General features: G+C 59.8%; 23 protein-coding genes. 10 read left to right on the plus strand and 13 right to left on the minus strand.

Annotation, left to right across the window (positions count from 1 at the left end; all coding sequences use genetic code 11):
• Positions 1–90 precede the first annotated feature (90 nt).
• Positions 91–747: a thiopurine S-methyltransferase gene (locus tag AC07V4_RS10995; protein WP_492636303.1), complete on the minus strand. Its 657-nt coding sequence runs from the start codon at positions 745–747 to the stop codon at positions 91–93.
• A 104-nt stretch (positions 748–851) separates the two neighbouring features.
• Between AC07V4_RS10995 and AC07V4_RS11000 the strand changes: the two genes are divergently transcribed.
• On the plus strand, positions 852–1619 hold the full coding sequence (locus tag AC07V4_RS11000; protein WP_492636302.1) for a DODA-type extradiol aromatic ring-opening family dioxygenase: 768 nt from the start codon (positions 852–854) through the stop codon (positions 1617–1619).
• A 200-nt stretch (positions 1620–1819) separates the two neighbouring features.
• On the opposite strand, the gene AC07V4_RS11005 is transcribed toward AC07V4_RS11000, so the two are convergent.
• Positions 1820–3493, minus strand: a complete 1674-nt coding sequence (locus AC07V4_RS11005) for a DEAD/DEAH box helicase (RefSeq protein WP_016972326.1) — start codon at positions 3491–3493, stop codon at positions 1820–1822.
• Positions 3494–3915: 422 nt separating this feature from the next.
• Between AC07V4_RS11005 and AC07V4_RS11010 the strand changes: the two genes are divergently transcribed.
• Positions 3916–4707: a crotonase/enoyl-CoA hydratase family protein gene (locus AC07V4_RS11010; RefSeq protein ID WP_492636301.1), complete on the plus strand. Its 792-nt coding sequence runs from the start codon at positions 3916–3918 to the stop codon at positions 4705–4707.
• 118 nt (positions 4708–4825) lie between these two features.
• On the opposite strand, the gene AC07V4_RS11015 is transcribed toward AC07V4_RS11010, so the two are convergent.
• A complete protein-coding gene (locus AC07V4_RS11015; protein ID WP_492636300.1) occupies positions 4826–5581 on the minus strand; it encodes a spermidine synthase in 756 nt (251 codons plus the stop codon).
• Positions 5582–5702: 121 nt separating this feature from the next.
• On the opposite strand from AC07V4_RS11015, the gene AC07V4_RS11020 reads away from it, so the two are divergent.
• Positions 5703–7049, plus strand: a complete 1347-nt coding sequence (locus AC07V4_RS11020; RefSeq protein WP_492636299.1) for a class II 3-deoxy-7-phosphoheptulonate synthase — start codon at positions 5703–5705, stop codon at positions 7047–7049.
• A gap of 96 nt (positions 7050–7145) precedes the next feature.
• Here AC07V4_RS11020 and AC07V4_RS11025 read toward each other — a convergent pair whose 3' ends face one another.
• Together AC07V4_RS11025 and AC07V4_RS11030 are read right to left on the minus strand one after the other, a co-directional pair.
• Positions 7146–8375, minus strand: coding sequence for a winged helix-turn-helix domain-containing protein (locus AC07V4_RS11025; protein WP_492636298.1), 1230 nt, complete (start codon positions 8373–8375; stop codon positions 7146–7148).
• A gap of 45 nt (positions 8376–8420) precedes the next feature.
• Entirely contained in the window at positions 8421–8627 is a 207-nt protein-coding gene (locus AC07V4_RS11030; RefSeq protein WP_492636297.1) for a DUF1127 domain-containing protein, read from the minus strand.
• A gap of 70 nt (positions 8628–8697) precedes the next feature.
• Here AC07V4_RS11030 and AC07V4_RS11035 point away from each other — a divergent pair, with 70 nt between their 5' ends.
• Complete coding sequence (locus tag AC07V4_RS11035; RefSeq protein WP_431752948.1) at positions 8698–9579, plus strand: LysR family transcriptional regulator; 882 nt, start codon at positions 8698–8700, stop codon at positions 9577–9579.
• On the opposite strand, the gene AC07V4_RS11040 is transcribed toward AC07V4_RS11035, so the two are convergent.
• On the minus strand, positions 9569–10318 hold the full coding sequence (locus AC07V4_RS11040) for a sulfite exporter TauE/SafE family protein (RefSeq protein WP_431752947.1): 750 nt from the start codon (positions 10316–10318) through the stop codon (positions 9569–9571). The genes AC07V4_RS11035 and AC07V4_RS11040 overlap by 11 nt on opposite strands.
• Positions 10319–10426: 108 nt before the next feature.
• On the opposite strand from AC07V4_RS11040, the gene AC07V4_RS11045 reads away from it, so the two are divergent.
• The 3 genes from AC07V4_RS11045 (at position 10427) to AC07V4_RS11055 (ending at position 12565) form a co-directional block, all read left to right on the plus strand.
• Positions 10427–11377: a LysR family transcriptional regulator gene (locus AC07V4_RS11045; RefSeq protein WP_492636296.1), complete on the plus strand. Its 951-nt coding sequence runs from the start codon at positions 10427–10429 to the stop codon at positions 11375–11377.
• An 80-nt stretch (positions 11378–11457) separates the two neighbouring features.
• Positions 11458–11910 carry a MarR family winged helix-turn-helix transcriptional regulator gene (locus AC07V4_RS11050; RefSeq protein ID WP_492636295.1) on the plus strand — a complete coding sequence of 151 codons (453 nt, stop codon included), beginning with the start codon at positions 11458–11460 and terminating at the stop codon, positions 11908–11910.
• A 235-nt stretch (positions 11911–12145) separates the two neighbouring features.
• Positions 12146–12565, plus strand: a complete 420-nt coding sequence (locus tag AC07V4_RS11055; RefSeq protein ID WP_010176159.1) for an organic hydroperoxide resistance protein — start codon at positions 12146–12148, stop codon at positions 12563–12565.
• A gap of 66 nt (positions 12566–12631) precedes the next feature.
• Here AC07V4_RS11055 and AC07V4_RS11060 read toward each other — a convergent pair whose 3' ends face one another.
• Positions 12632–13204, minus strand: a complete 573-nt coding sequence (locus tag AC07V4_RS11060; RefSeq protein ID WP_016975379.1) for an elongation factor P — start codon at positions 13202–13204, stop codon at positions 12632–12634.
• 49 nt (positions 13205–13253) lie between these two features.
• Complete coding sequence (gene earP / locus AC07V4_RS11065; protein WP_492636294.1) at positions 13254–14387, minus strand: elongation factor P maturation arginine rhamnosyltransferase EarP; 1134 nt, start codon at positions 14385–14387, stop codon at positions 13254–13256.
• Between the two features lie 133 nt (positions 14388–14520).
• Here earP and AC07V4_RS11070 point away from each other — a divergent pair, with 133 nt between their 5' ends.
• Entirely contained in the window at positions 14521–14889 is a 369-nt protein-coding gene (locus AC07V4_RS11070) for a hypothetical protein (RefSeq protein ID WP_431752194.1), read from the plus strand.
• A gap of 12 nt (positions 14890–14901) precedes the next feature.
• Positions 14902–15384 carry a GreA/GreB family elongation factor gene (locus AC07V4_RS11075; RefSeq protein WP_492636293.1) on the plus strand — a complete coding sequence of 161 codons (483 nt, stop codon included), beginning with the start codon at positions 14902–14904 and terminating at the stop codon, positions 15382–15384.
• 5 nt (positions 15385–15389) lie between these two features.
• On the opposite strand, the gene cysB is transcribed toward AC07V4_RS11075, so the two are convergent.
• The 5 genes from cysB to AC07V4_RS11100 form a co-directional block, all read right to left on the minus strand.
• Entirely contained in the window at positions 15390–16364 is a 975-nt protein-coding gene (cysB, locus tag AC07V4_RS11080) for an HTH-type transcriptional regulator CysB (protein WP_348748576.1), read from the minus strand.
• 104 nt (positions 16365–16468) lie between these two features.
• Positions 16469–16969: a universal stress protein gene (locus AC07V4_RS11085; protein WP_431752192.1), complete on the minus strand. Its 501-nt coding sequence runs from the start codon at positions 16967–16969 to the stop codon at positions 16469–16471.
• A gap of 66 nt (positions 16970–17035) precedes the next feature.
• Positions 17036–17953, minus strand: a complete 918-nt coding sequence (locus AC07V4_RS11090; RefSeq protein ID WP_492636292.1) for a 5'-nucleotidase — start codon at positions 17951–17953, stop codon at positions 17036–17038.
• A 20-nt stretch (positions 17954–17973) separates the two neighbouring features.
• Positions 17974–18936 (minus strand): putative 2-dehydropantoate 2-reductase, encoded by a 963-nt coding sequence (locus AC07V4_RS11095; protein ID WP_492636291.1) that lies wholly within the window; start codon positions 18934–18936, stop codon positions 17974–17976.
• Positions 18933–19319 carry a YbbN family protein gene (locus AC07V4_RS11100; RefSeq protein WP_492636290.1) on the minus strand — a complete coding sequence of 129 codons (387 nt, stop codon included), beginning with the start codon at positions 19317–19319 and terminating at the stop codon, positions 18933–18935. The genes AC07V4_RS11095 and AC07V4_RS11100 overlap by 4 nt, the downstream gene beginning before the upstream one ends.
• On the opposite strand from AC07V4_RS11100, the gene AC07V4_RS11105 reads away from it, so the two are divergent.
• The gene (locus AC07V4_RS11105) at positions 19318–19752 is read left to right on the plus strand and encodes a PilZ domain-containing protein (RefSeq protein ID WP_492636289.1); all 435 of its coding nucleotides are present in this window, start codon (positions 19318–19320) and stop codon (positions 19750–19752) included. The two genes, AC07V4_RS11100 and AC07V4_RS11105, sit on opposite strands and share 2 nt — an antisense overlap.
• The last annotated feature ends 51 nt before the right edge of the window (positions 19753–19803 follow it).

Here is a 19803-nt window from a genome sequence, read left to right on the forward strand (position 1 = left end):
CTTATATCGTCATCGCGGGCAAGCCCGGCTCCCACTGGAGTACGCGGGCACATGTGGGAGCCGGGCTTGCCCGCGATGACGGCGACTTGGTCAACGCAGCGCCAGCTGATAGACACGCTCGTCAAGCCGCGTGACGCCCTCCTGCACAAACTTCCAGTTCTCCCCCAGCACGTCTTGCTCCTGCAGCGTCTCTAAGGACCAGTCCGAACCGAACAACACCCTCACCTCATCATCCGTCACTGCAAACGGTGGCCCGGCCTTTTGCGTCTGGTCGTAATCAAGGGTGATCAGCAACCCCTGGCAACCTGGACGTAGCAGGGTATTCAGATGCTCGACGTACTGCGCACGCATCAACGGCGGCAACGCGATCAGAGCGGCACGGTCATACAGTGCAGTGCAATCAGCCAGCGGCTCAGAACCCAAGGCAAAGAAATCGCCACACCAAATCTCGATCAAATCCGTCTGATACACCTTGAAAACGCCCCTCTCGCTGATTCGCGGGGTCAGGTTCTGTTCGCTGAAAAACACCTCAACCGCCTGCTCCGACAGCTCCACACCCAACACCCGCAGCCCTCGGTTTGCCAACCACATCAAGTCCAGGCTCTTGCCACACAGCGGCACCAGCACCTTGGAACCTTCGGCAAGGCCCAATAGCGGCCAGTGTCGTTGCAGATAAGGATTGACCTCAGGTAAGTGAAAACCGATCTGATTGCGCGCCCAACGGTCCTGCCAAAATTTAGGCTCCATGGAATCACCCTGAAAATTCGATCAAAAGGGGCTAAAACTTATATTAGATTTAGATCAATGATCTGATTGAAGATGGGCTCATATTAACGCTCAGGACCCGACTTATGCTCCCTAGCCTGTTTATTTCCCATGGTTCGCCCATGCTTGCCCTGCAACCCGGTGCCAGCGGCCCTGCGCTGCAACGCCTGGCTGCCGAACTGCCGCGCCCCAAGGCGATTGTGGTGGTGTCGGCGCATTGGGAAAGCCACGAACTGCTGGTCAGCGGCAGTGCCACCCCAGAAACCTGGCATGACTTCGGCGGCTTTCCACGCGAGTTGTTTGCCGTGCAGTACCCGGCACCGGGCGACCCGCGGTTGGCCGGCGAGATTGTCGAATTGCTGCACGCCGATGGCCTGAACGCACGCATCGATGACCGCCGCCCCTTCGACCACGGCACCTGGGTGCCGTTGTCACTGATGTACCCGGCGGCGGATATCCCAGTCGTCCAGGTTTCCTTGCCCAGCCGCATGGGCCCTGCATTGCAAACCCGTGTCGGGAACGCCCTCGCCGGCCTGCGTAAACAGGGTGTATTGCTGATCGGCTCCGGCAGCATCACCCATAATCTGGGTGAACTGGACTGGCGTGCCGGGCCTGAAACCATCGAGCCCTGGGCACGAGACTTCCGCGACTGGGTGGTGGATAAACTCGCGACCAACGATGAAACCGCACTTCACGACTACCGTCGCCAGGCGCCGCATGCCGTGCGCAGTCATCCTAGCGATGAACACTTGCTGCCGCTGTACTTTGCGCGAGGCGCTGGTGGAACGTTCAGCGTGGCGCATCAGGGCTTCACCATGGGCGCCCTCGGCATGGACATCTACCGCTTCGACTGAAGAAACACGCGCGCTTCTCTGTGGGAGCTGGCTTGCCTGCGATTGCGGTACAGCGGTGACAAATGCGCGGACTGAACCACCGCCATCGCAGGCAAGCCAGCTCCCACATTTGATTCCGGGTGGACTCAAAAACCCAAGGCAAAAAAATCCCCGAACCAGTCGGGGATTTTTTATGTGCGATCAATCAGCCCAAGGGCGGATCAATCTTCGCGGTAGCGACGCAGCTTCAACTGCTTGCCAGCAACGCGGGTGTCCTTCAGCTTGGCCAGCAGTTTTTCCAGGCCATCTTCCGGCAGCTCCACCAGGGAGAAGCTGTCACGAACCTGGATGCGACCGATGGCTTCACGTGCCAGGCCACCCTCGTTGAGGATAGCGCCCAGCAGGTTCTTGGCGGCGATACCATCACGCGCGCCCAGCGCGGTACGGCAACGAGCACGACCTTCAGCCAATGGAACCGGAGCGCGACGCTCACGATCACCACGGTCTGGACGGTCGCCGGAACGCTCTGGACGATCACCGCGTGGCGCGCTGTTCGGAACCAGTGGACGTTCTTTCTCGATGGCTGCCAGAGTCAATGCTTGACCGTTGGTGGCTTTACGCAGCAGGGCTGCAGCCAGGGCACGCGGGGTGCAACCGATATCGGCGGTCAGGCGGTCCAGCAGGTCGCCGTGGGTCGATTCAGCGTCAGCCACCAGCGGCGACAGGCTGTTGGTCAGTTTCTTGATGCGAGCATCCAGAACAGCCTGGGCATCCGGCAGGCGGACTTCGGCAACTTTCTGACCGGTTACACGCTCGATCACTTGCAGCATGCGGCGCTCACGTGGAGTCACCAGCAGCAGTGCACGACCTTCGCGACCGGCACGGCCGGTACGGCCGATACGGTGAACGTAGGACTCTGGGTCGTACGGCATGTCAACGTTGAACACGTGGGTGATACGTGGAACGTCGAGACCACGAGCGGCAACGTCGGTCGCTACAACGATGTCCAGACGGCCATCCTTGAGGGAGTCGATCACGCGCTCACGTTGGTTCTGGGCGATGTCACCGTTCAGCGCAGCGGCTTTGTAGCCTTTGGCTTCCAGGGCGCTGGCCAGGTCCAGGGTCGCTTGCTTGGTGCGTACGAACATGATCAGGGCGTCGAAGTCTTCGACTTCCAGCAGGCTCAATACAGCCGAGGTCTTCTGGTCAGCGTGAACCAACAGGTGAGCCTGTTCGATCGCGGTAACGGTCTGAGTCTTGGTCTGGATCTTCACGTGCTCTGGGTCACGCAGGTGACGCTCGGCAATGGCACGGATCGACTGTGGCAGGGTGGCCGAGAACAGTACGGTCTGACGGGTCGGTGGCAGCGCCTTGAAGATGACTTCCAGGTCATCCATGAAGCCCAGCTTCAACATTTCGTCAGCTTCGTCGAGAACCAGGTGGTTCACGGTCGACAGGACTTTCTCGTCACGACGCAGGTGGTCGCACAGACGGCCCGGGGTGGCGACAACGATCTGTGCGCCATTACGGATTGCTTTCAGTTGTGGGCCCATAGGCGCGCCGCCGTAAACGGCCACAACGGTTACACCTGGCATTTGCTTGGCGTAGGTTTCAAAAGCGGTTGCTACTTGCAGCGCCAACTCACGGGTTGGCGCCAGGATCAGGGCTTGCGGTTCGCGCTTGGCAGGATCGATGCACTGCAGGATAGGCAGGGCGAACGCGGCGGTTTTACCGGTACCGGTTTGCGCCTGGCCAATCATGTCTTTGCCGGCCATGATGATCGGGATCGATTGCTGCTGAATCGCCGAAGGCTCTTCGTAGCCGGTCGCTGCGACGGCTGCAAGAATATTCGGGTTAAGATTAAAAGCGGCGAAGCCGCCGGTTTCCTGGGTCATGGGTCTGCCTCTAAGTGCATCCGCAAAGACCCATGCTCCAAAGCTGCGCATGCCGTGTTGAGACTCAAGAGTCGCCCTGGCTGCTTTGTCGGCGGGGATTTGCGAAAACGAATGAATGAAAAAGATTCGTCAAGGGAGAGTCCGCTGTGCGGACGTGCAGCCGAAGCTGACTTCGGGGAATTGCGCTACCTAAACGCGGCCCGGTTAAAGGCCGGCGCGCACTATACCGGAAATACCTGAAAAAGGGAGCTTTTTTTATCGAAAAGTACCGACAAACCGCGCTGTATCGCAGCCTTTGCAGATAAGGGCGCCAGGGTCTATTTTTCAAAGGCCCGGCCCTGTTGGTCAAAACGCTTAAACGGTTCACCTGTCGATTGAGACCCTTTGGTCTGAAACCCTTCCCATGCCCGAGGGCACACCCGATGAATCAAGCCAGCAGCAGCCGTGTCAGCCGTGCACTCCAGGGCCATGTCCTGTTACTGGGCCTGAACCGGGTGGCCAAACGCAATGCCTTTGACCTGGATCTGCTCAACGAGCTGAGCCTGGCCTATGGCGAATTTGATCGAAATGACGATGCACGGGTGGCCGTGGTATTTGCCCATGGCGAGCACTTTACCGCAGGGCTGGACCTGGCCAATGTCAGCGCCGTGATGGCGGGTGGCTGGCAACCACCGCTGGGAGGCTGCGATCCTTGGGGCGTGTTCGCAGGCCCCCGTGTGAACAAACCGGTGATCGTTGCCGCCCAGGGTTACTGCCTGACCATCGGGATCGAGCTGATGCTTGCTGCGGATATCAGCCTCTGTGCAAGCAACACGCGCTTTGCGCAGATGGAAGTGCAACGCGGGATCTTCCCGTTTGGCGGCGCGACACTGCGTTTTCACCAGATCGCCGGCTGGGGCAACGCGATGCGTTGGCTGCTCACAGGCGATGAGTTCGACGCCCATGAAGCCCTGCGCCTGGGGCTGGTTCAGGAAGTGATGGCCAGCGAAGACCTGCTGCCCCGTGCCATTGAGTTGGCCAACCGTATCGCACGCCAGGCGCCGCTCGGTGTGCAGGCGACGTTGATGTCGGCACGTCAGGCGCGCATGGAAGGCGAAGCTGTCGCGGCGGCGGGGTTACAGCCGTTGGTGGAGAAATTGCTGAACAGTGAAGATGCCAAAGAGGGGGTTCGGGCGATGATTGAAAAGCGGCCTGGGGTCTTCAAGGGAATCTGAGCTGCCAGAACCGGCCTCTTCGCGGGCAAGCCCGCTCTCACACTGTGACCACATTTCCCTGCTGAAATGCATTCCCCTGTAGGAGCGGGCTTGCCCGCGAAGGCGTCAGTACAGGCAATCAGGTCGCCGGACGAATTGCCTTGATCAGCGACTGCAACGAATACCCCAATCGCTGTGCCAACGCTTCGGCGCGAGCGGACAATGCCTCCATGTCCAGCATCTGATCCAGCTCCGAAGGCACCAGCAAGATCACGTTGCCCTCCTTCACCGGCAGCTCCCAATAGTGCCGGTGGTACAACCCACGCAACAATGCGGCACCCAATGGCTTGCCGTCGTCGGCGGCCCATTGGTTGATCACCAGCCAACCGCCAGGGTTGAGCTTCTTCTGGCAATCTTCCAGGAACGTCCAGGCCAAGTGCCCGACACCCGGGCCGACATCGGTGTACAAGTCGACGAAAATCAGGTCCGCCGACTCTGCGCTGCCGAGCAATTGCAGGGCGTCGCCAACGCGGATGTACAGGCGTGGATCATCATCCAAACCCAGGTACTCAATGGCCAGGCGCGGCACGTCCGGGCGCAGCTCAATGGCTTCGACATCTTCCAGCGGCAGGAACTTGAGGCACGCCTGGGTCAGCGTCCCGGCGCCCAGACCGAGAAACAGCGCACTCTCCGGCTGCTCATGGCACAACGCACCGATCAACATGGCACGGGTGTAGTCGTACTCCAGCCAGCTCGGGTCGGCGGTGAACACACAGCTTTGCTCGATGGCGTCGCCAAATTCGAGAAAACGGTAATCGGCCACTTCGAGCACGCGGATCATGCCGAAATCATCATGGACTTCGGCCAGCAGGCGCTCGACACGCTCCTCGGTCATCTCTACTCCTAAGGGTTTGCAGCTCGGCAAAGGCGCGATTGTCGGCCAAGCGGCAGCAGCAGGTCACGCACTAATTGCTGATAACATCTGGCTCATCCTCAACCAACCAAACGAGTTCATGATGAGCCAACCCTGGAGCCCCGATAGCTGGCGCGCACTGCCGATCCAGCAACAACCCCAGTACCCGGATGCGGCACACCTGCTGCAAGTGGAGCAAAACCTGGCCAGCTACCCGCCGTTGGTGTTTGCCGGGGAAGCCCGCGAATTGCGCCGTCAGTTTGCCGAAGTGACCCAGGGGCGCGCCTTCCTGTTGCAAGGTGGCGACTGCGCTGAGAGCTTTGCCGAGTTTTCCGCCGCAAAAATCCGCGACACCTTCAAAGTGCTGTTGCAGATGGCAATCGTGATGACGTTCGCCGCTGGCTGCCCGGTGGTGAAGGTCGGGCGCATGGCCGGCCAGTTCGCCAAGCCGCGCTCGGCCAACGATGAAACCATCGACGGAATCACCCTGCCCGCGTACCGCGGTGACATCGTCAACGGAATCGGCTTCGACGAAAAAAGCCGCGTGCCGGACCCCGATCGCCTGCTGCAGTCCTACCACCAGTCCACCGCCACCTTGAACCTGCTGCGCGCCTTCGCCCAGGGCGGTTTCGCCGACCTGCACCAGGTGCACAAGTGGAACCTGGACTTCATCGCCAACTCCGCCCTCGCCGAGAAGTACAGCCAACTGGCCGACCGCATCGATGAAACCCTGGCCTTCATGCGCGCCTGCGGCATGGACAGCTCGCCGCAACTGCGCGAAACCAGCTTCTTCACCGCCCACGAAGCACTGCTGCTCAACTACGAACAAGCCTTCGTGCGCCGCGACAGCCTGACCAACGATTACTACGACTGCTCGGCCCACATGCTGTGGATCGGCGACCGCACCCGCCAACTGGATGGTGCCCATGTCGAGTTCCTGCGCGGGGTGAACAACCCGATCGGCGTCAAGGTCGGCCCGAGCATGAACCCGGACGACCTGATCCGCTTGATCGATATCCTCAACCCGGACAACGACCCTGGCCGCCTCAACCTGATCGCGCGCATGGGTGCCAATAAGGTCGGCGATCACCTGCCCAACCTGATTCGCGCCGTGCAGCGTGAAGGCAAGCATGTGCTGTGGAGTTCCGACCCGATGCACGGCAACACCATCAAGGCCAGCAGTGGCTACAAGACCCGTGACTTTGCGCAGATCCTCGGAGAAGTGAAAGAGTTCTTCCAGGTTCACCAGGCCGAGGGCAGCTACGCCGGCGGGATTCATATCGAGATGACCGGGCAGAACGTCACCGAATGCATCGGCGGTGCACGACCGATTACCGAAGATGGTTTGTCGGATCGCTATCACACCCACTGCGACCCACGGATGAATGCTGACCAGTCGCTGGAGTTGGCGTTTTTGATTGCCGAGACGTTGAAGCAGGTCAAGCGCTGACTTTGCGTCGACTGCTCTGACGCCATCGCGGGCAAGCCCGGCTCCCACATTTGCCCGCGTACTCCTGTGGGAGCCGGGCTTGCCCGCGATGGGGGCCTAAAGAACACTGCCCATAGCGATCATCGCCACCCGCAACCTATCGGCACTCGGCCGCTGGCAATTGAGCTGGACCTGTTCCAACCCTAACCAGTCGGCCATTTGCAACAGGCTCGAAGCCAGCGCCTGCATCCCTTCATCGTCCAACCCCGGCTCCTCCTCATGCACCGCATGCACGGCCAGGCGCCCATTGGCGCGTTCGGCACGCAGGTCCACGCGCGCTGCGATCCGCTCATTGTGCAAAAACGGCAGCACGTAGTAGCCGTACACCCGCTTGTCTTGCGGGGTGTAGATCTCCAGCCGATAACGGAAATCAAACAATCGCTCGGTGCGGCTGCGCTCCCAGATCAGCGAATCGAACGGCGACAACAAGGCGCTGGCCGGCACCTTGCGCGGTACTTTCGGATCAGGCAGGCAATATGCCGGTTGCTTCCAGCCTTGCACCCGGCAGGTCAACAATTGCCCTTCTTCGACCAACTCCAGCAAGCGACTGCGGCTGTCGGCAGGATCAAGGCGAAAGTAATCGCGCAGGTCCTTTTCGGTGGCGACGCCCAACGCCGTCGCGCTGTGCAGCAGCAAACCCCGTTGGGCCTGCGCCTCGTCCACAAACGTTTGAAGGATCTCGCCTGGGATAACCCGCTCCGGCAAATCATAGAGCCGTTCAAAACCACGGCGCCCCGCGACGGTGACCAAGCCGGCAGCGAACAGCCATTCCAGCGCGTGCTTTTCATCACTCCAATCCCACCAAGGACCGGCGCGCTCCTCACGGGTCGACAGACTGCCAGCCCCCAGTGCGCCCTGCTGCTCGACGGTCTGCAAAACCCGATGGATAGTCGCCTGTTGCTCACGACCAAAACGCGCCATCTGTGAATAGATACCCTGCCCCATCTTTGCCCGCTCCATGCGCCAACGCATCAGCGGGTACAGCGCCATAGGCAGTAACGAGGCCTCATGCCCCCAGTACTCAAACAGGGAACGACGCCGCCCCTGGCTCCAGGCGGCCTGCTCAAGCATCAACGGGGCGTAATTGCCCAGGCGGGAAAACAACGGCAGGTAATGGGAGCGCACGACGGCGTTGACTGAATCGATCTGCAGCACGCCGAGGCGCTCGATCAAACGGTTGAGGTGTGTGGGCTTGATCAGTGCAGGCGCCTGGCGCCCGGAAAAACCCTGGGCGGCCAGCGCCATGCGTCGAGCTTGCTTGAGTGAAAAAGACAGGTCGGCGGGCATGGCAATCTCCATTGGGGCTCGCCCACCACCCTACTTCATCCTGGCTCATTTTCGCAGCGGGTCTTCCCAAAAGTGCAGGTGGCGCTCCTGCTCCACATCGGCACGATTGAGCCCAATGTCCTTGAGCGCGTCGTCGCTCAGGCTCGCCAGCATTTGGCGCTCGTGGTACAGCGACTGCCAGCGGGCCAGGGTATGAAACAGCCCGGAAAACGGACGTTTCGCCATCAATACAAAACCGGTTTGACCTTTCATCTTTTCGCCCTCCAGTGGGGATGACGAAAGTGTGAGCCTGGCACTATGATCAATCCAACGAATGTTTCTTATGCAATACATCTCTGAGATTGATCAATTGTCCAGTTACCCGAGTATCGACACCGACGTCCTGCGCACCTTCGTCGCCATCGCCGACCAAGGCGGATTCACCCGTGCCGGGGAGTTGGTCAACCGTACGCAATCGGCAGTGAGCATGCAGATGAAGCGCCTGGAGGACGACGTACTGCAGCGCAAGCTGTTCGAACGTGACGGCCGCCAGGTGCGACTGACGCCTGAAGGCCAGGTGCTGCTGGGCTATGCGCGGCGTATCCTGAAACTGCACAGTGAGGTGTTCAACACCCTGCGTGAACCACATATGGTGGGGCTGGTACGCATCGGTACGCCGGATGATTACGTGATGCGTTTTCTGCCGGGGATTCTGAAGCAGTTTTCCAAGGCCTATCCGCTGATTCAGATCGAGATGCACTGCGAGTCGTCGACGGTGCTGATGCAGCGGCGGGATCTCGCGCTGACAGTCGTCAGTCGCGAACCTGGCAATGAAATCGGCGAGCTGTTGCGCACTGAGCGCATGGTGTGGGCGGCGTCACCGTGCTTTTGCATGGACGAGCATGATGCACTGCCGCTGGCGATGTCGGGTACCGACTGCCTCTACACGCAGTGGGCGCGTTCGGCATTGGATGCAGCCGGTCGGGATTATCGCCTAGCCTACCACAGCTCGAATGTGTCGGCGATCCAGGCGGTGGTCAACGCTGGCCTGGCGGTCATGGTCAGCATGGAAAACCTGGTGACCGAAGACCTGCGCATACTGGGCAAGGACGAGGGTTTCCCGCCACTGCCCTCGATGAACCTGCATTTGTTGCGCAACCCACTGATGACCTCCCCGATCACAGAGTGCCTGGCAGACTACATCCTCGAAGGCTTCAGACTTTAAAGGTCAGCATCACCGCGCACACCGCCAGGAAAGCGCAGAACAGGCCACGCAGCACACGCTCAGGCAGTGCGTGGGCGACTTTCACGCCCCAACTGATGCTGAGCAGGCCGCCGATCGCCAACGGTACGCCGATCAGCCAATCCACTTCGTGGTGCCAGGCGTAGGTCACCAAGGTCACGCTGGTGCTGGGCAGTGCCAACGCCAGGGACAAACCTTGCGCAACCACTTGGGTGGTGCCGAACACACTGGTCAACACCGGCGTGGCAACCACCGCGCCACCGACGCCAAACAAACCGCCCATGGACCCGGAAGCAGCCCCAAGCACGCCAAGCCACGGCCAGGAATAACGCATCTGAGCCGTCGGTGGCGCATTGCGGGTGAACATGCGCAGCAGGTTGTATGCCGCAAGCGTCAGCAGGAAAACGATAAAACCTATGCGCATGGCTCCGGCGTCCAGCCCAACCGCCCAGATCGAACCCAGCCAGGCGAAGCTGAAGCCCATGACGCCCAACGGTAATGCGTGGCGCAATTCGATACGGTTGCGCTGGTGATAACGCCACAGCGCCAGCATCACATTGGGCACTACCATCACCAACGCCGTGCCTTGGGCGATCTGCTGATCCAGGCCGAACAACACGCCGAGCACCGGAATTGCAATCAGCCCGCCACCAATGCCAAACAGCCCGCCCACCGTACCGAGGGCCGCGCCCAATACCAGATATATTGCTAAATCCAACACCACTCATCACTCCGCAATCCCAGGGGTTGCATGCTACGCAGTCGACTCTGGCGCGGAAACGCACAGCAACGCACAATGGCTGTGCCAATTTCGCATAAGCACCTGCTGATGAACCCTAATACGCTCACCGACCAACTGAGCCTGTTTCTCGATGTACTGGAGACCGGCAGTTTTTCCGCCGCCGCGCGCCGTCATCCGCTGACACCCTCGGCCGTTGCCCGGCGTATCGACAGCCTGGAGAGCTCCGTGGGCAGCCGCTTGTTCCAACGCAGCACCCACGCGGTGGTGCCAACCCCGGCAGGCTTGGCCTTTGCCGAACGCGCGCGGCGGATTGTCGGTGAGTTGCAATTGGCCCGGGCCGAAGCCGTGTCCTTGAGCCATGCACCGGAAGGCCTGATTCGTGTGGATGCACCCGCAGCCTTCGGCCGACGCCACCTTGCACCCGTGATCGCGGACTTTTTGAATGTGTACCCCGGGCTGGATGTACACCTGCACCTGATCGACAGCTTTGTCGATATGCAGGGGGCGCACCTGGGCAAGGTCGACCTGGTGCTGCGGGCCGGTCATATCGTCGACACCCGGCTGATTGCCACGCACCTGGCCAGCATCGTGCGCATCGCCTGTGCCAGCCCGGCTTATCTGAAAGCCCGCGGTACGCCAACCCATCCCCGGGAACTGAGCGAGCACGACGGTCTCGACTGGGATGGCCTGGCGCCGATGTTCGCCTGGCGCTTCGAGTTGGACGGACGCCGTGCCACCTATCGCCCGCAGCGCATCCGCCTGAGTGCCAACAATGCCGAAGCCCTGCTCTCCGGCGCGCTGGCCGGGCTGGGCATTGCGCACCTGCCCACCTGGCTGGCCAGTGAATACCTGGTGCGCGGCGAGTTGTTGCCACTGTTCTGCGAAGACGGCCTGCCCAGTCCGGAAACCGCCGGCATCTATGCGCTGCGCCTGGAACAACAGGCCAATGCCCGCAGCCGGTTGTTGCTCGAGTACCTCAAGTCCCGCTTCAGCCCCGTGCCGCCCTGGGATCTGGCACTGCAAAGCGGTTTGGTCTGACCGGCTGGCCAGAATTATCTGGCGCATTAAAGATTTGCCCGCTAGATTCCAGGCCAGATATGCTTTTTCGAGGCGCCACCATGAGCAAAAATCCCGCCCCATGCGAAAACCTGATGCTGGACAACCAGCTGTGCTTCGCCCTGCACTCCACTTCGCTGCTGATGACCAAGGCCTACAAGCCGCTGCTGCAAGCCCTCGGCCTGACCTATCCGCAATACCTGGCCATGATGGTGCTGTGGGAAGAGGACGGCCTGACTGTCGGTGAAATCAGCAACCGCCTGCTGACCGACCCAGGCTCGCTCACGCCGCTGCTCAAGCGTCTGGAAGCCGAAGACCTGCTCAGCCGCACCCGCAGCCGCGAAGATGAGCGAGTGGTGGTGGTGGAGTTGACCGAGGCCGGCCGCACCTTGCAGGACAAAGCCATGGGGATTCCGCAATGCATCCTCGGCGCCAGTGGCTTGGAGCTGGAGCAGTTACGCAAGCTGCAGGCGGACTTGGTCGCCTTGCGCAGCAACCTGCAGACCTCAATCTAAAAGAATTGAAGCTCTAAAATATGGGAGGGGGCTTGCTCCCGATAGCGGTGGATCAGTATCAGATGTACTGACTGGCACACTGCAATCGGGAGCAAGCCCCCTCCCACATTGGTTTGTGGTAGCGCATAAAAATATTTGTAAATTTATCTTGCGCGCAAAACATTTGCGCTATACATTCGCCTCACCAACTACTTAGCGCACAAATAATTAGCGCTAACAACAAAGAGGAAACGCCATGCAAACGCTCTATACCGCAGTAGCTACCGCCACCGGCGGCCGTGATGGTCGTGCTGTCTCCAGCGACAACATCCTCGATGTCAAACTCTCCACCCCCAAGGAATTGGGCGGCGCTGGCGGCCAAGCCACCAATCCTGAGCAATTGTTCGCCGCCGGCTACTCGGCCTGCTTCATCGGCGCACTGAAATTTGTCGCCAGCCAGACCAAACGCAAGATTCCGGATGACGCATCGATCACTGCCCACGTCGGCATCGGTCAAATCCCTGGCGGATTCGGCTTGGACATCGATTTGCATATCAGCCTGCCGGGCCTGGCCCAGGACGACGCGCAAAGCCTGGTCGATGCGGCTCACCAGGTCTGCCCTTACTCCAACGCCACCCGCGGCAATGTGGATGTGCGCCTGCACGTCACTGTCTGAAAAACAGACGCCCATAAAAAAACCCGACGCCAGCGTCGGGTTTTTTTCGTATCGGCGGGGCCAGAATTACTTCTTGGCGCGACCTTTGTACGAACCGCCTTCACGGGTATCGATCTCGATCATGTCGTCGATTTCGATGAAGTCGGCCACTTGCAGTTCGGTGCCGTTAGCCAGCTTGGCAGGCTTCATGACTTTGCCCGAAGTGTCGCCGCGAGCGGAACCTTCGGTGTAGGCCACTTTACGTACGATGGTGGTCGGCAGCTCTACGGATACTAGGCGCTCTTCGAAGAAGATCGCTTCGCAAACGTCGGTCATGCCTTCTTCGATGAACGGCAGAACAGCTTCGATGTCTTCGGCGTTCAGCTCGTACATGGTGTAGTCGGTGGTGTCCATGAACGTGTAGGTGTCGCCGCTGATGAAGGACAGGGTCGCTTCTTTGCGGTCGAGGATCACGTCGTCCAGCTTGTCGTCAGCGCTGTAGACGGTTTCAGTCTTGTAACCGGTCAGCAGGTTCTTCAGCTTGGTCTTCATGATTGCGCTGTTACGACCAGACTTGGTGAACTCAGCTTTCTGAACCAACCAAGGGTCGTTGTCGATACGGATCACGGTACCGGGTTTCAGTTCTTTACCAGTTTTCATTGCATATATCCGAAATTTGGATGGGATTTACAAAATTCAAGGTGGCGTATCATATCCAACTTTCATAAAACTGTACCAGCGCCGTCGCAAGATCGGCCTGCAAGCCTTGTTCCAGACACCAGCTTTCGGCGTGCTGGGTAATCTCGGGCCAGTGTTCCAGCAGCATCTTCCACGACTGCGCCATATCGCCACTCGTGTTCCAGGCCTGCCAAAGCGCTACCACCGAGGCCTTGGCGGCCGGTGACAAAGCGGCGGTATACAGCGCCAGGAAGGCGTCGAGCTTGTCCAGATGAATGTCTTCATCTTGGCGATAGATGTGCCACAACATGGGCCGCCCCGCCCATTGGGCACGCACAAACGAATCTTCGCCGCGTACCGCGTTGAAGTCACAACACCACAGCAGGCGGTCGTATTGTTCCTGACGCACAAACGGGATGACCTGCACGGTCAGGGCCGCGCGCTGAAGAATATCGCCCGCAGCTAACCGCTCTACATCCAGCCACCGTTGCACATCACCGAGAATGCGCCCTTCCGGCACCAATAGATGAGTGGCACGCCCGTCCGTCGCCAACACGTCCAGCCAACTGGCCAGTCCGGCATTTTCGTAGGCGAACAGCGACATCAGTCGTGTGTCGGCAGCAGGAAAAACCCCCAGGGTTTGCAGGAATTGTCGCTGTGCAGCCAAGTCTTGCTGAAAAGCCTGACGCTGTTCCAGCAATCCAGCCTCGCGCAAAAGGCCGCCCGTGCCCGGACGAAAGCCGGGAAAGAAGAAGTACTTCTGCACTCCCTTGAACTTCACCGACGGCAAGCGATGGCAACCGACCACCCATTCTTCGGCGCTGAGGTAATCCAGGTTCATCCACAGCGGCGTGCGTTCGCGTTCGGCCATGGCCTCCATGTAAGCGGGCGGCAATTGACAAGCGAAGGCAGCAATCACCACATCGGCGGACGGGGTAGCGGGCCATTCGGCCGGCCAGTGACGCACCTCAACCCCCTCTTGCGTTTGCTGATCCATCTGCACATCAATGTCCGGGCACATGCGTTCGAAGGCCCGTAGGTCATCGACCCACAAGCGCACTTCACACCCGTGCTCCACCACCAATTGCCGGGCCAGGCGCCAGGTCACGCCGATGTCGCCATAGTTGTCGACGACACTGCAAAAAATATCCCAGCGGGCTTTCATTCCGGGCTCCAACGATCAAAGGTTCGATTGTCCGTATAAATGCGCCGATGCAGAAGGCTTGATCGCGATTATTCTGCACAGTGGCTATGCGACAATTGCTGCCATGCCATCAATTACCTGCCAGGAGGCCATCATGTCTGATCGTTCGCTGCCCCTGTTCAAACTCAGTGTCGCCATCGCATTTGGCGTATGGCTGGGGTTTGTCGCCATCGTGCTGACCAGTTGGCTGGCGTCGCGCTACCTGTTCCCGCAAAGCCTGACGCCCGTCGCCCAGGCCGTTCAACAATTGGGCAAACCTGCCGTCGCCACACCCGAGCCGGCGAATCGCATGTTCGAGCAGTACACCGAGAACCTGCGTAAACAGGAACAGCAGCAATCCCTGGACCAGGCCCGTAACAATGCGCGCAACCTGAATAACCCCAAATGCCAGTTCTGGCTGCAACAAGACCAGAACGCCCCCAATGAAAAGAGCCGGGCCAATGTCCTGCAATTTTGCGAATGACCCCACACCCCCATGAATAAATACGCCGTCCACTCGTTAGTCCTGGAAAAACTCAGCATCGACCTCGACATCGCCCAGCGCGCCGCACAGGCCGCCTACGAAACTGCGACCCACGAAGAAAACATTGCGGAGAACAAATACGACACCTTGGGGCTGGAGGCTTCCTACCTGGCGGCGGGCCAAGCCAAGCGTGTAGAGGAAATAAAGCAGGCGCTGACGCTGTGCCAGAACATGGCACTGCGGGCTTACGATGATCAGCGTGGCATTGAAGTCGGCGCTCTACTGGGCCTTGAAGATGAGAACGGCCGCCAGCAATGGCTGTTCCTGGCACCAGACGGCGCAGGCTTGAAGGTGGATGTGGTCGGGCAACCAGTAACCGTCATCACCCCGCGCTCACCCTTGGGCAAAAGCCTGCTGGGCAAGTTCGAAGGGGATGAAGTGGAGATTCTGGTGGCGGGCGCTCGGCAACACTTTACGGTTACCGAGGCCAAATGACGGTATCAATGAATCGGCAATTCCACACCATCGAATAGCTCTTCCAGCTCCTGCTTGTTGTGGCACTGGATCGCCTTGGCCATGACTTCACGAGTCAGGTGCGGCGCGAACTTTTCGATGAAATCGCACATGAAGCCACGCAGGAACGTGCCACGGCGGAAGCCAATCTTGGTCACGCTGGACTCGAACAGCTCGCTGGCGTCGAGTACCACCAAATCCTTATCGAGGTTGGTGTCGACCGCCATCTTGGCGACGATACCCACGCCCAGGCCCAGGCGAACATAGGTCTTGATCACGTCGGCGTCGGCCGCAGTGAACACCACTTTCGGTGTAAGGCCACGGTGGCTGAAGGCTTCGTCGAGCTTGGAGCGGCCAGTAAAACCAAACACGTAAGTGACGATCGGGTATTCGGCCAGGGCCTCCAGTGTCAGTTTCGGCAGCTTGGCCAGGGGGTGGCCTTGGGGTACGACCACGCAACGGTTCCAGCGGTAGCACGGCATCATCACCAAATCACCGAACAGCTCCAGGGCTTCGGTGGCGATGGCAAAATCGACGGTGCCGTCAGCGGCCATCTCGGCGATCTGCATCGGCGAACCCTGGTGCATGTGCAGGGCGACGTCAGGGTATTGCTTGATAAAGTCGCGGATCACCGGCGGCAATGCATAGCGCGCCTGGGTGTGGGTGGTGGCGATCGACAGGGTGCCCTTCTTCTCGTTGGAGAACTCCTGGGCGATCTGCTTGATGCTTTCGACTTTACGCAGAATCTCGCCAGCGGTGGTGATGATGCGCTCGCCCGCCGGGGTGACGCGGGTCAGGTGCTTGCCACTGCGCGCGAACACTTCGACGCCCAACTCGTCTTCGAGCAGGCGGATCTGCTTGCTGATACCGGGTTGCGAGGTGTAAAGGCTTTGAGCAGTAGCGGAAACGTTGAGGTCGTGGTGCGCCACTTCCCAGATGTAGCGCAGTTGTTGAAGCTTCATATGTATCCCTCAAAGCAGATAGACGCCACGGGTATCAGCGACGGTATATAACTATATTAAAGGTTAGATGGATAAATCTAGAACCTTTTATCGTTTTTTACCGATCAAATATCATCGCTGCGTCGACGCTGCAGCGAGGGCACCATGTACACCGGCACTGTCGCCAATTGCAGCACCCGTGCAGCGGTTCGCCCAAGGGGTGTGGCCGCAGCGGTTGCATGGCTATGACTACCTACGATCAACAGGTCAACGGAAAGTTTACGCAATTGGTCGAGAATCACCTCACAAGGATCCCCCTGGATCACTCGAACCGAGTGAATCAACTTCAGGTCTTGCTCCCCTTCCCCCAACTCTTCACGAAAACTGTCCAGCACCCGTTGCTCGATCGTCGCCATGACCGTGGTCAGCCCCTGGCTCTGCCACTCGCTCAAGGCCTGCTCATCAAGGTAGCTCTGCAACACCGATTCGGCGAACAACCCGATGGGCTCAACCACGTGAATCACATACAAATCCGCCTTGAACGTTCGGGCCAGTGCCAGCGCATGTTGCATCACATAAGGCGCATACAAACCGAGGTCCGTGGCGTACAACATCGAACGAATCATAGAACCTCCTGGACGGCCAGGATGGCGGAGATTGAATGAGCTTAGCAGCGCCCGGGGCAGTTCGGCTCAGCTCTCGCTCTGGATTTTCAACTCATTGCTGATGCCATGGGGTACATGCCCGGTAGCGACCACTTCCCTGGCCTTCTCGCAGTGACCGGCCTGGTCATCGAAAAACACGTCGGCGGCAAATGCCTCCAGAAACGCCGCTTTCTCCAGACCGCCGAGGAACAATGATTCGTCCAGGCGGATATCCCATTCGCGCAGCGTTCGAATGACCCGCTCATGGGAGGGCGCCGATCGCGCAGTGACCAACGCGGTGCGGATCGGGCACGCCTCGTCGGCAAACTCTCGCTGCAGCAAGTTGAGAGCCGCCAGGAAACCTTTGAACGGACCACCGTGCAAAGGTTGGCGCGCCGACTCTCGCTCGCTGGCCTGGAAGGCTTCCAGACCGCCGGCCTGGTACACACGCTCCGACTCGTCGGAGAACAGCACCGCATCCCCGTCGAACGCGATCCGCAATTCCTCACTCGATGCTCGACGTGCGCCGCCCGACAGAATCGTCGCCGCCGCGAACCCGGCATCGAGGGCGCTGCGCACATCTTCAGCATGGGTAGAAAGAAACAGATGGCAACCAAAAGCGGCCAAATAAGGATAGGGACTACGCCCGCCTACGAAAGCGGCGCGGGAAATATCCAGGCCGTAATGCTGGATAGAATTGAATACCCGCAGGCCGGTGTCGGCGCTGTTGCGTGATACCAGCACCACCTCGACCCGCGCACGGCCCAAACTGGCATTGAGGCTCAGCAGTTTTTTGACCAGCGGGAAGGCATCGCCGGGTTCCAGGGTTTCTTCCTCGTGCTCGATCTGGTACTTGCGATAAGCCTCCACGCCCTCGGTCAGGTAGACCTTGTGGCTGTCGCTCAGGTCGAACAGGGCTCGTGAAGAAATCGCCAGCACCAGCTTGTCACCCAATCCCTTTGCCATGGTGTTCCCCCCCCCCCGAATCAGCGGTTGTGCCGATCTATAAAACTCAAGGCCTGATACAGCGCCTGCATGCGTGGCAATTCACAGCCTGCGGCCTTCGCCGCCGCCAGGGGACGGGCGTAAATCGCCTCCAGCTCCAGCGGGCGCTTGTGCACGTGGTCGTGGTACATGCTGGGCAGGTAGTCATCCATGGTTTCAGTCATCGCAAACATCTGCCCGGCGTAACTGGCCGGAATGTCATGGCCACAGGCACGGGCGCCCTGCACCACTTCAGCCATCAACGCCTGGATCAATTCGCGGCTGGATTCGTCGGCCATCAGCGCCGTAGTGCCGGTGCCCAGCAACACGGAAAGGCCATTGTAGGGGACATTCCACACCAGTTTATGCCAGCGCGCCTGATGCACATCGGCCATCGCCTGAGACTCTATACCGGCCTGGTGAAACAGCCCGGCGCCCTCTTCGACGATGGCCTTGCGGCGTGCCTCATCGTCAGCTGCGCTGCCACTGTGGTAACCCAGGTTGACCCGCCCCAACGCCTGATGCTCGACAACACCAGGACCGGAGCGGTGCACACCGATATAGCACAGGCCGCCCAACAGGTGCAGCGACGGCGGCAGGTGCTCGCGCAAACTATCTTCGACGTCGAGGCCATTTTGCAGCAGCACGATCTTGGCGTCCGGCGCCGAGACCTGGGCGAGGGTCGGTGCCAAGTCCACATTGCCAGTGGACTTGGTGCCTACCAGCAACCAATCGCACGCCGGCATATCCGCAGCACGGGCATAGGCCTGGACCGGATGCAGGTGCAGTTTGCCGTGCACCGTGCTGTTGAGGTGCAGGCCATGCTCGCTGACGGCTGCGTATTCACTGCGCAACAAGAAGTGCACATCGAAGCCAGCACGCGCCAGCATCAGGCCGTAATACCCACCAATGGCGCCGGTACCGATGATGCCAATGCGGGGTGAACGGGGTGCGACTGTTGTCATGGCAAATCCTCTGGGGTACGGGTGAGCGCTTGTTTTACGGCAGTGGAAACGTCACTGCGTGTAAGGCTGGTCTGTATTTGTCCAAGGAATTGACCCTCGCACACCACGAATAACGCGGGCAAATGAAAGATCTGGTAGCGTTCGACCGCGCCACCATTGTGCCCGGCATCCACCCAGCACACGCGGTCCACTGGCAAGTGCCAGCCCGGTAATTTCTGACGCGCCCAACGGCAACTGGAACAACCGACACTGGTAAACACCACCAGTGAAACACCTGGCAACCCCAGCAATTGCTGGTCAATATCCAGATCGGTCAATTCCAGCGCTTTCACTATACTGCTGCCACTGCCGTCATCGGGACGGCGCTCGGAGTCCGTGTACATGGGTCGTTTTTTACCTCACCCTGATGATGTCGCTGTCGAGTTGATCCAACGTCCTTCCCCTGCCCTGCCCCGCCAACGCCTGCACACTATCGGCCTGGGCGGTGTTGCCTGCAATTGGCCGCGCGCCTGGCGCCAGGGCACGGCAGTTGATTTGCAGATTCCGTCCCTAGGCGCCAGCGCCCGTTATCCGGGCTATGTCGCATGGTGCCGCAAAGTCGAAAATGGCTACCGCATCGGCATCTCGTTTACCGATGAGCACGCCTTGTTCGGTGCGCGAATGGGCGAACAAGTGTGCCAGATCGAACGCTACTGCCGCTTGCACGAAGAGGCCGAGCCGACCCTTGCTCAACACGAAGCCATGGCCCGCGAATGGGTTTCACGCCATGCCGCCGAATTCGCCCATGAGGCTTTTGTGCAGCCGGCGCTGGATTAAAGCGGGTTTTGCCCATTGTCGCGGGCCGGTGATACGCGCTAAGGTTCCTCC

It is taken from the genome of Pseudomonas sp. GW821-FHT03A09 (assembly GCF_059421065.1).

Bases quoted from the DNA above. Each gene is read 5' to 3' on its own strand.
- AC07V4_RS11070 (WP_431752194.1), top strand. From the start codon at position 14,521: ATGTCTGATCGTTCGCTGCCCCTGTTCAAACTCAGTGTCGCCATCGCA.
- AC07V4_RS11005 (WP_016972326.1), bottom strand. From the start codon at position 3,493: ATGACCCAGGAAACCGGCGGCTTCGCCGCTTTTAATCTTAACCCGAAT.
- AC07V4_RS11085 (WP_431752192.1), bottom strand. From the start codon at position 16,969: ATGATTCGTTCGATGTTGTACGCCACGGACCTCGGTTTGTATGCGCCT.
- cysB (WP_348748576.1), bottom strand. From the start codon at position 16,364: ATGAAGCTTCAACAACTGCGCTACATCTGGGAAGTGGCGCACCACGAC.
- AC07V4_RS11020 (WP_492636299.1), top strand. From the start codon at position 5,703: ATGAGCCAACCCTGGAGCCCCGATAGCTGGCGCGCACTGCCGATCCAG.
- AC07V4_RS11000 (WP_492636302.1), top strand. From the start codon at position 852: ATGCTCCCTAGCCTGTTTATTTCCCATGGTTCGCCCATGCTTGCCCTG.
- AC07V4_RS11015 (WP_492636300.1), bottom strand. From the start codon at position 5,581: ATGACCGAGGAGCGTGTCGAGCGCCTGCTGGCCGAAGTCCATGATGAT.
- AC07V4_RS11105 (WP_492636289.1), top strand. From the start codon at position 19,318: ATGGGTCGTTTTTTACCTCACCCTGATGATGTCGCTGTCGAGTTGATC.
- AC07V4_RS11095 (WP_492636291.1), bottom strand. From the start codon at position 18,936: ATGACAACAGTCGCACCCCGTTCACCCCGCATTGGCATCATCGGTACC.
- AC07V4_RS11060 (WP_016975379.1), bottom strand. From the start codon at position 13,204: ATGAAAACTGGTAAAGAACTGAAACCCGGTACCGTGATCCGTATCGAC.
- AC07V4_RS11055 (WP_010176159.1), top strand. From the start codon at position 12,146: ATGCAAACGCTCTATACCGCAGTAGCTACCGCCACCGGCGGCCGTGAT.
- earP (WP_492636294.1), bottom strand. From the start codon at position 14,387: ATGAAAGCCCGCTGGGATATTTTTTGCAGTGTCGTCGACAACTATGGC.
- AC07V4_RS11050 (WP_492636295.1), top strand. From the start codon at position 11,458: ATGAGCAAAAATCCCGCCCCATGCGAAAACCTGATGCTGGACAACCAG.
- AC07V4_RS11025 (WP_492636298.1), bottom strand. From the start codon at position 8,375: ATGCCCGCCGACCTGTCTTTTTCACTCAAGCAAGCTCGACGCATGGCG.
- AC07V4_RS11045 (WP_492636296.1), top strand. From the start codon at position 10,427: ATGAACCCTAATACGCTCACCGACCAACTGAGCCTGTTTCTCGATGTA.
- AC07V4_RS11030 (WP_492636297.1), bottom strand. From the start codon at position 8,627: ATGAAAGGTCAAACCGGTTTTGTATTGATGGCGAAACGTCCGTTTTCC.
- AC07V4_RS11100 (WP_492636290.1), bottom strand. From the start codon at position 19,319: ATGTACACGGACTCCGAGCGCCGTCCCGATGACGGCAGTGGCAGCAGT.
- AC07V4_RS11090 (WP_492636292.1), bottom strand. From the start codon at position 17,953: ATGGCAAAGGGATTGGGTGACAAGCTGGTGCTGGCGATTTCTTCACGA.
- AC07V4_RS11035 (WP_431752948.1), top strand. From the start codon at position 8,698: ATGCAATACATCTCTGAGATTGATCAATTGTCCAGTTACCCGAGTATC.
- AC07V4_RS11075 (WP_492636293.1), top strand. From the start codon at position 14,902: ATGAATAAATACGCCGTCCACTCGTTAGTCCTGGAAAAACTCAGCATC.
- AC07V4_RS11010 (WP_492636301.1), top strand. From the start codon at position 3,916: ATGAATCAAGCCAGCAGCAGCCGTGTCAGCCGTGCACTCCAGGGCCAT.
- AC07V4_RS10995 (WP_492636303.1), bottom strand. From the start codon at position 747: ATGGAGCCTAAATTTTGGCAGGACCGTTGGGCGCGCAATCAGATCGGT.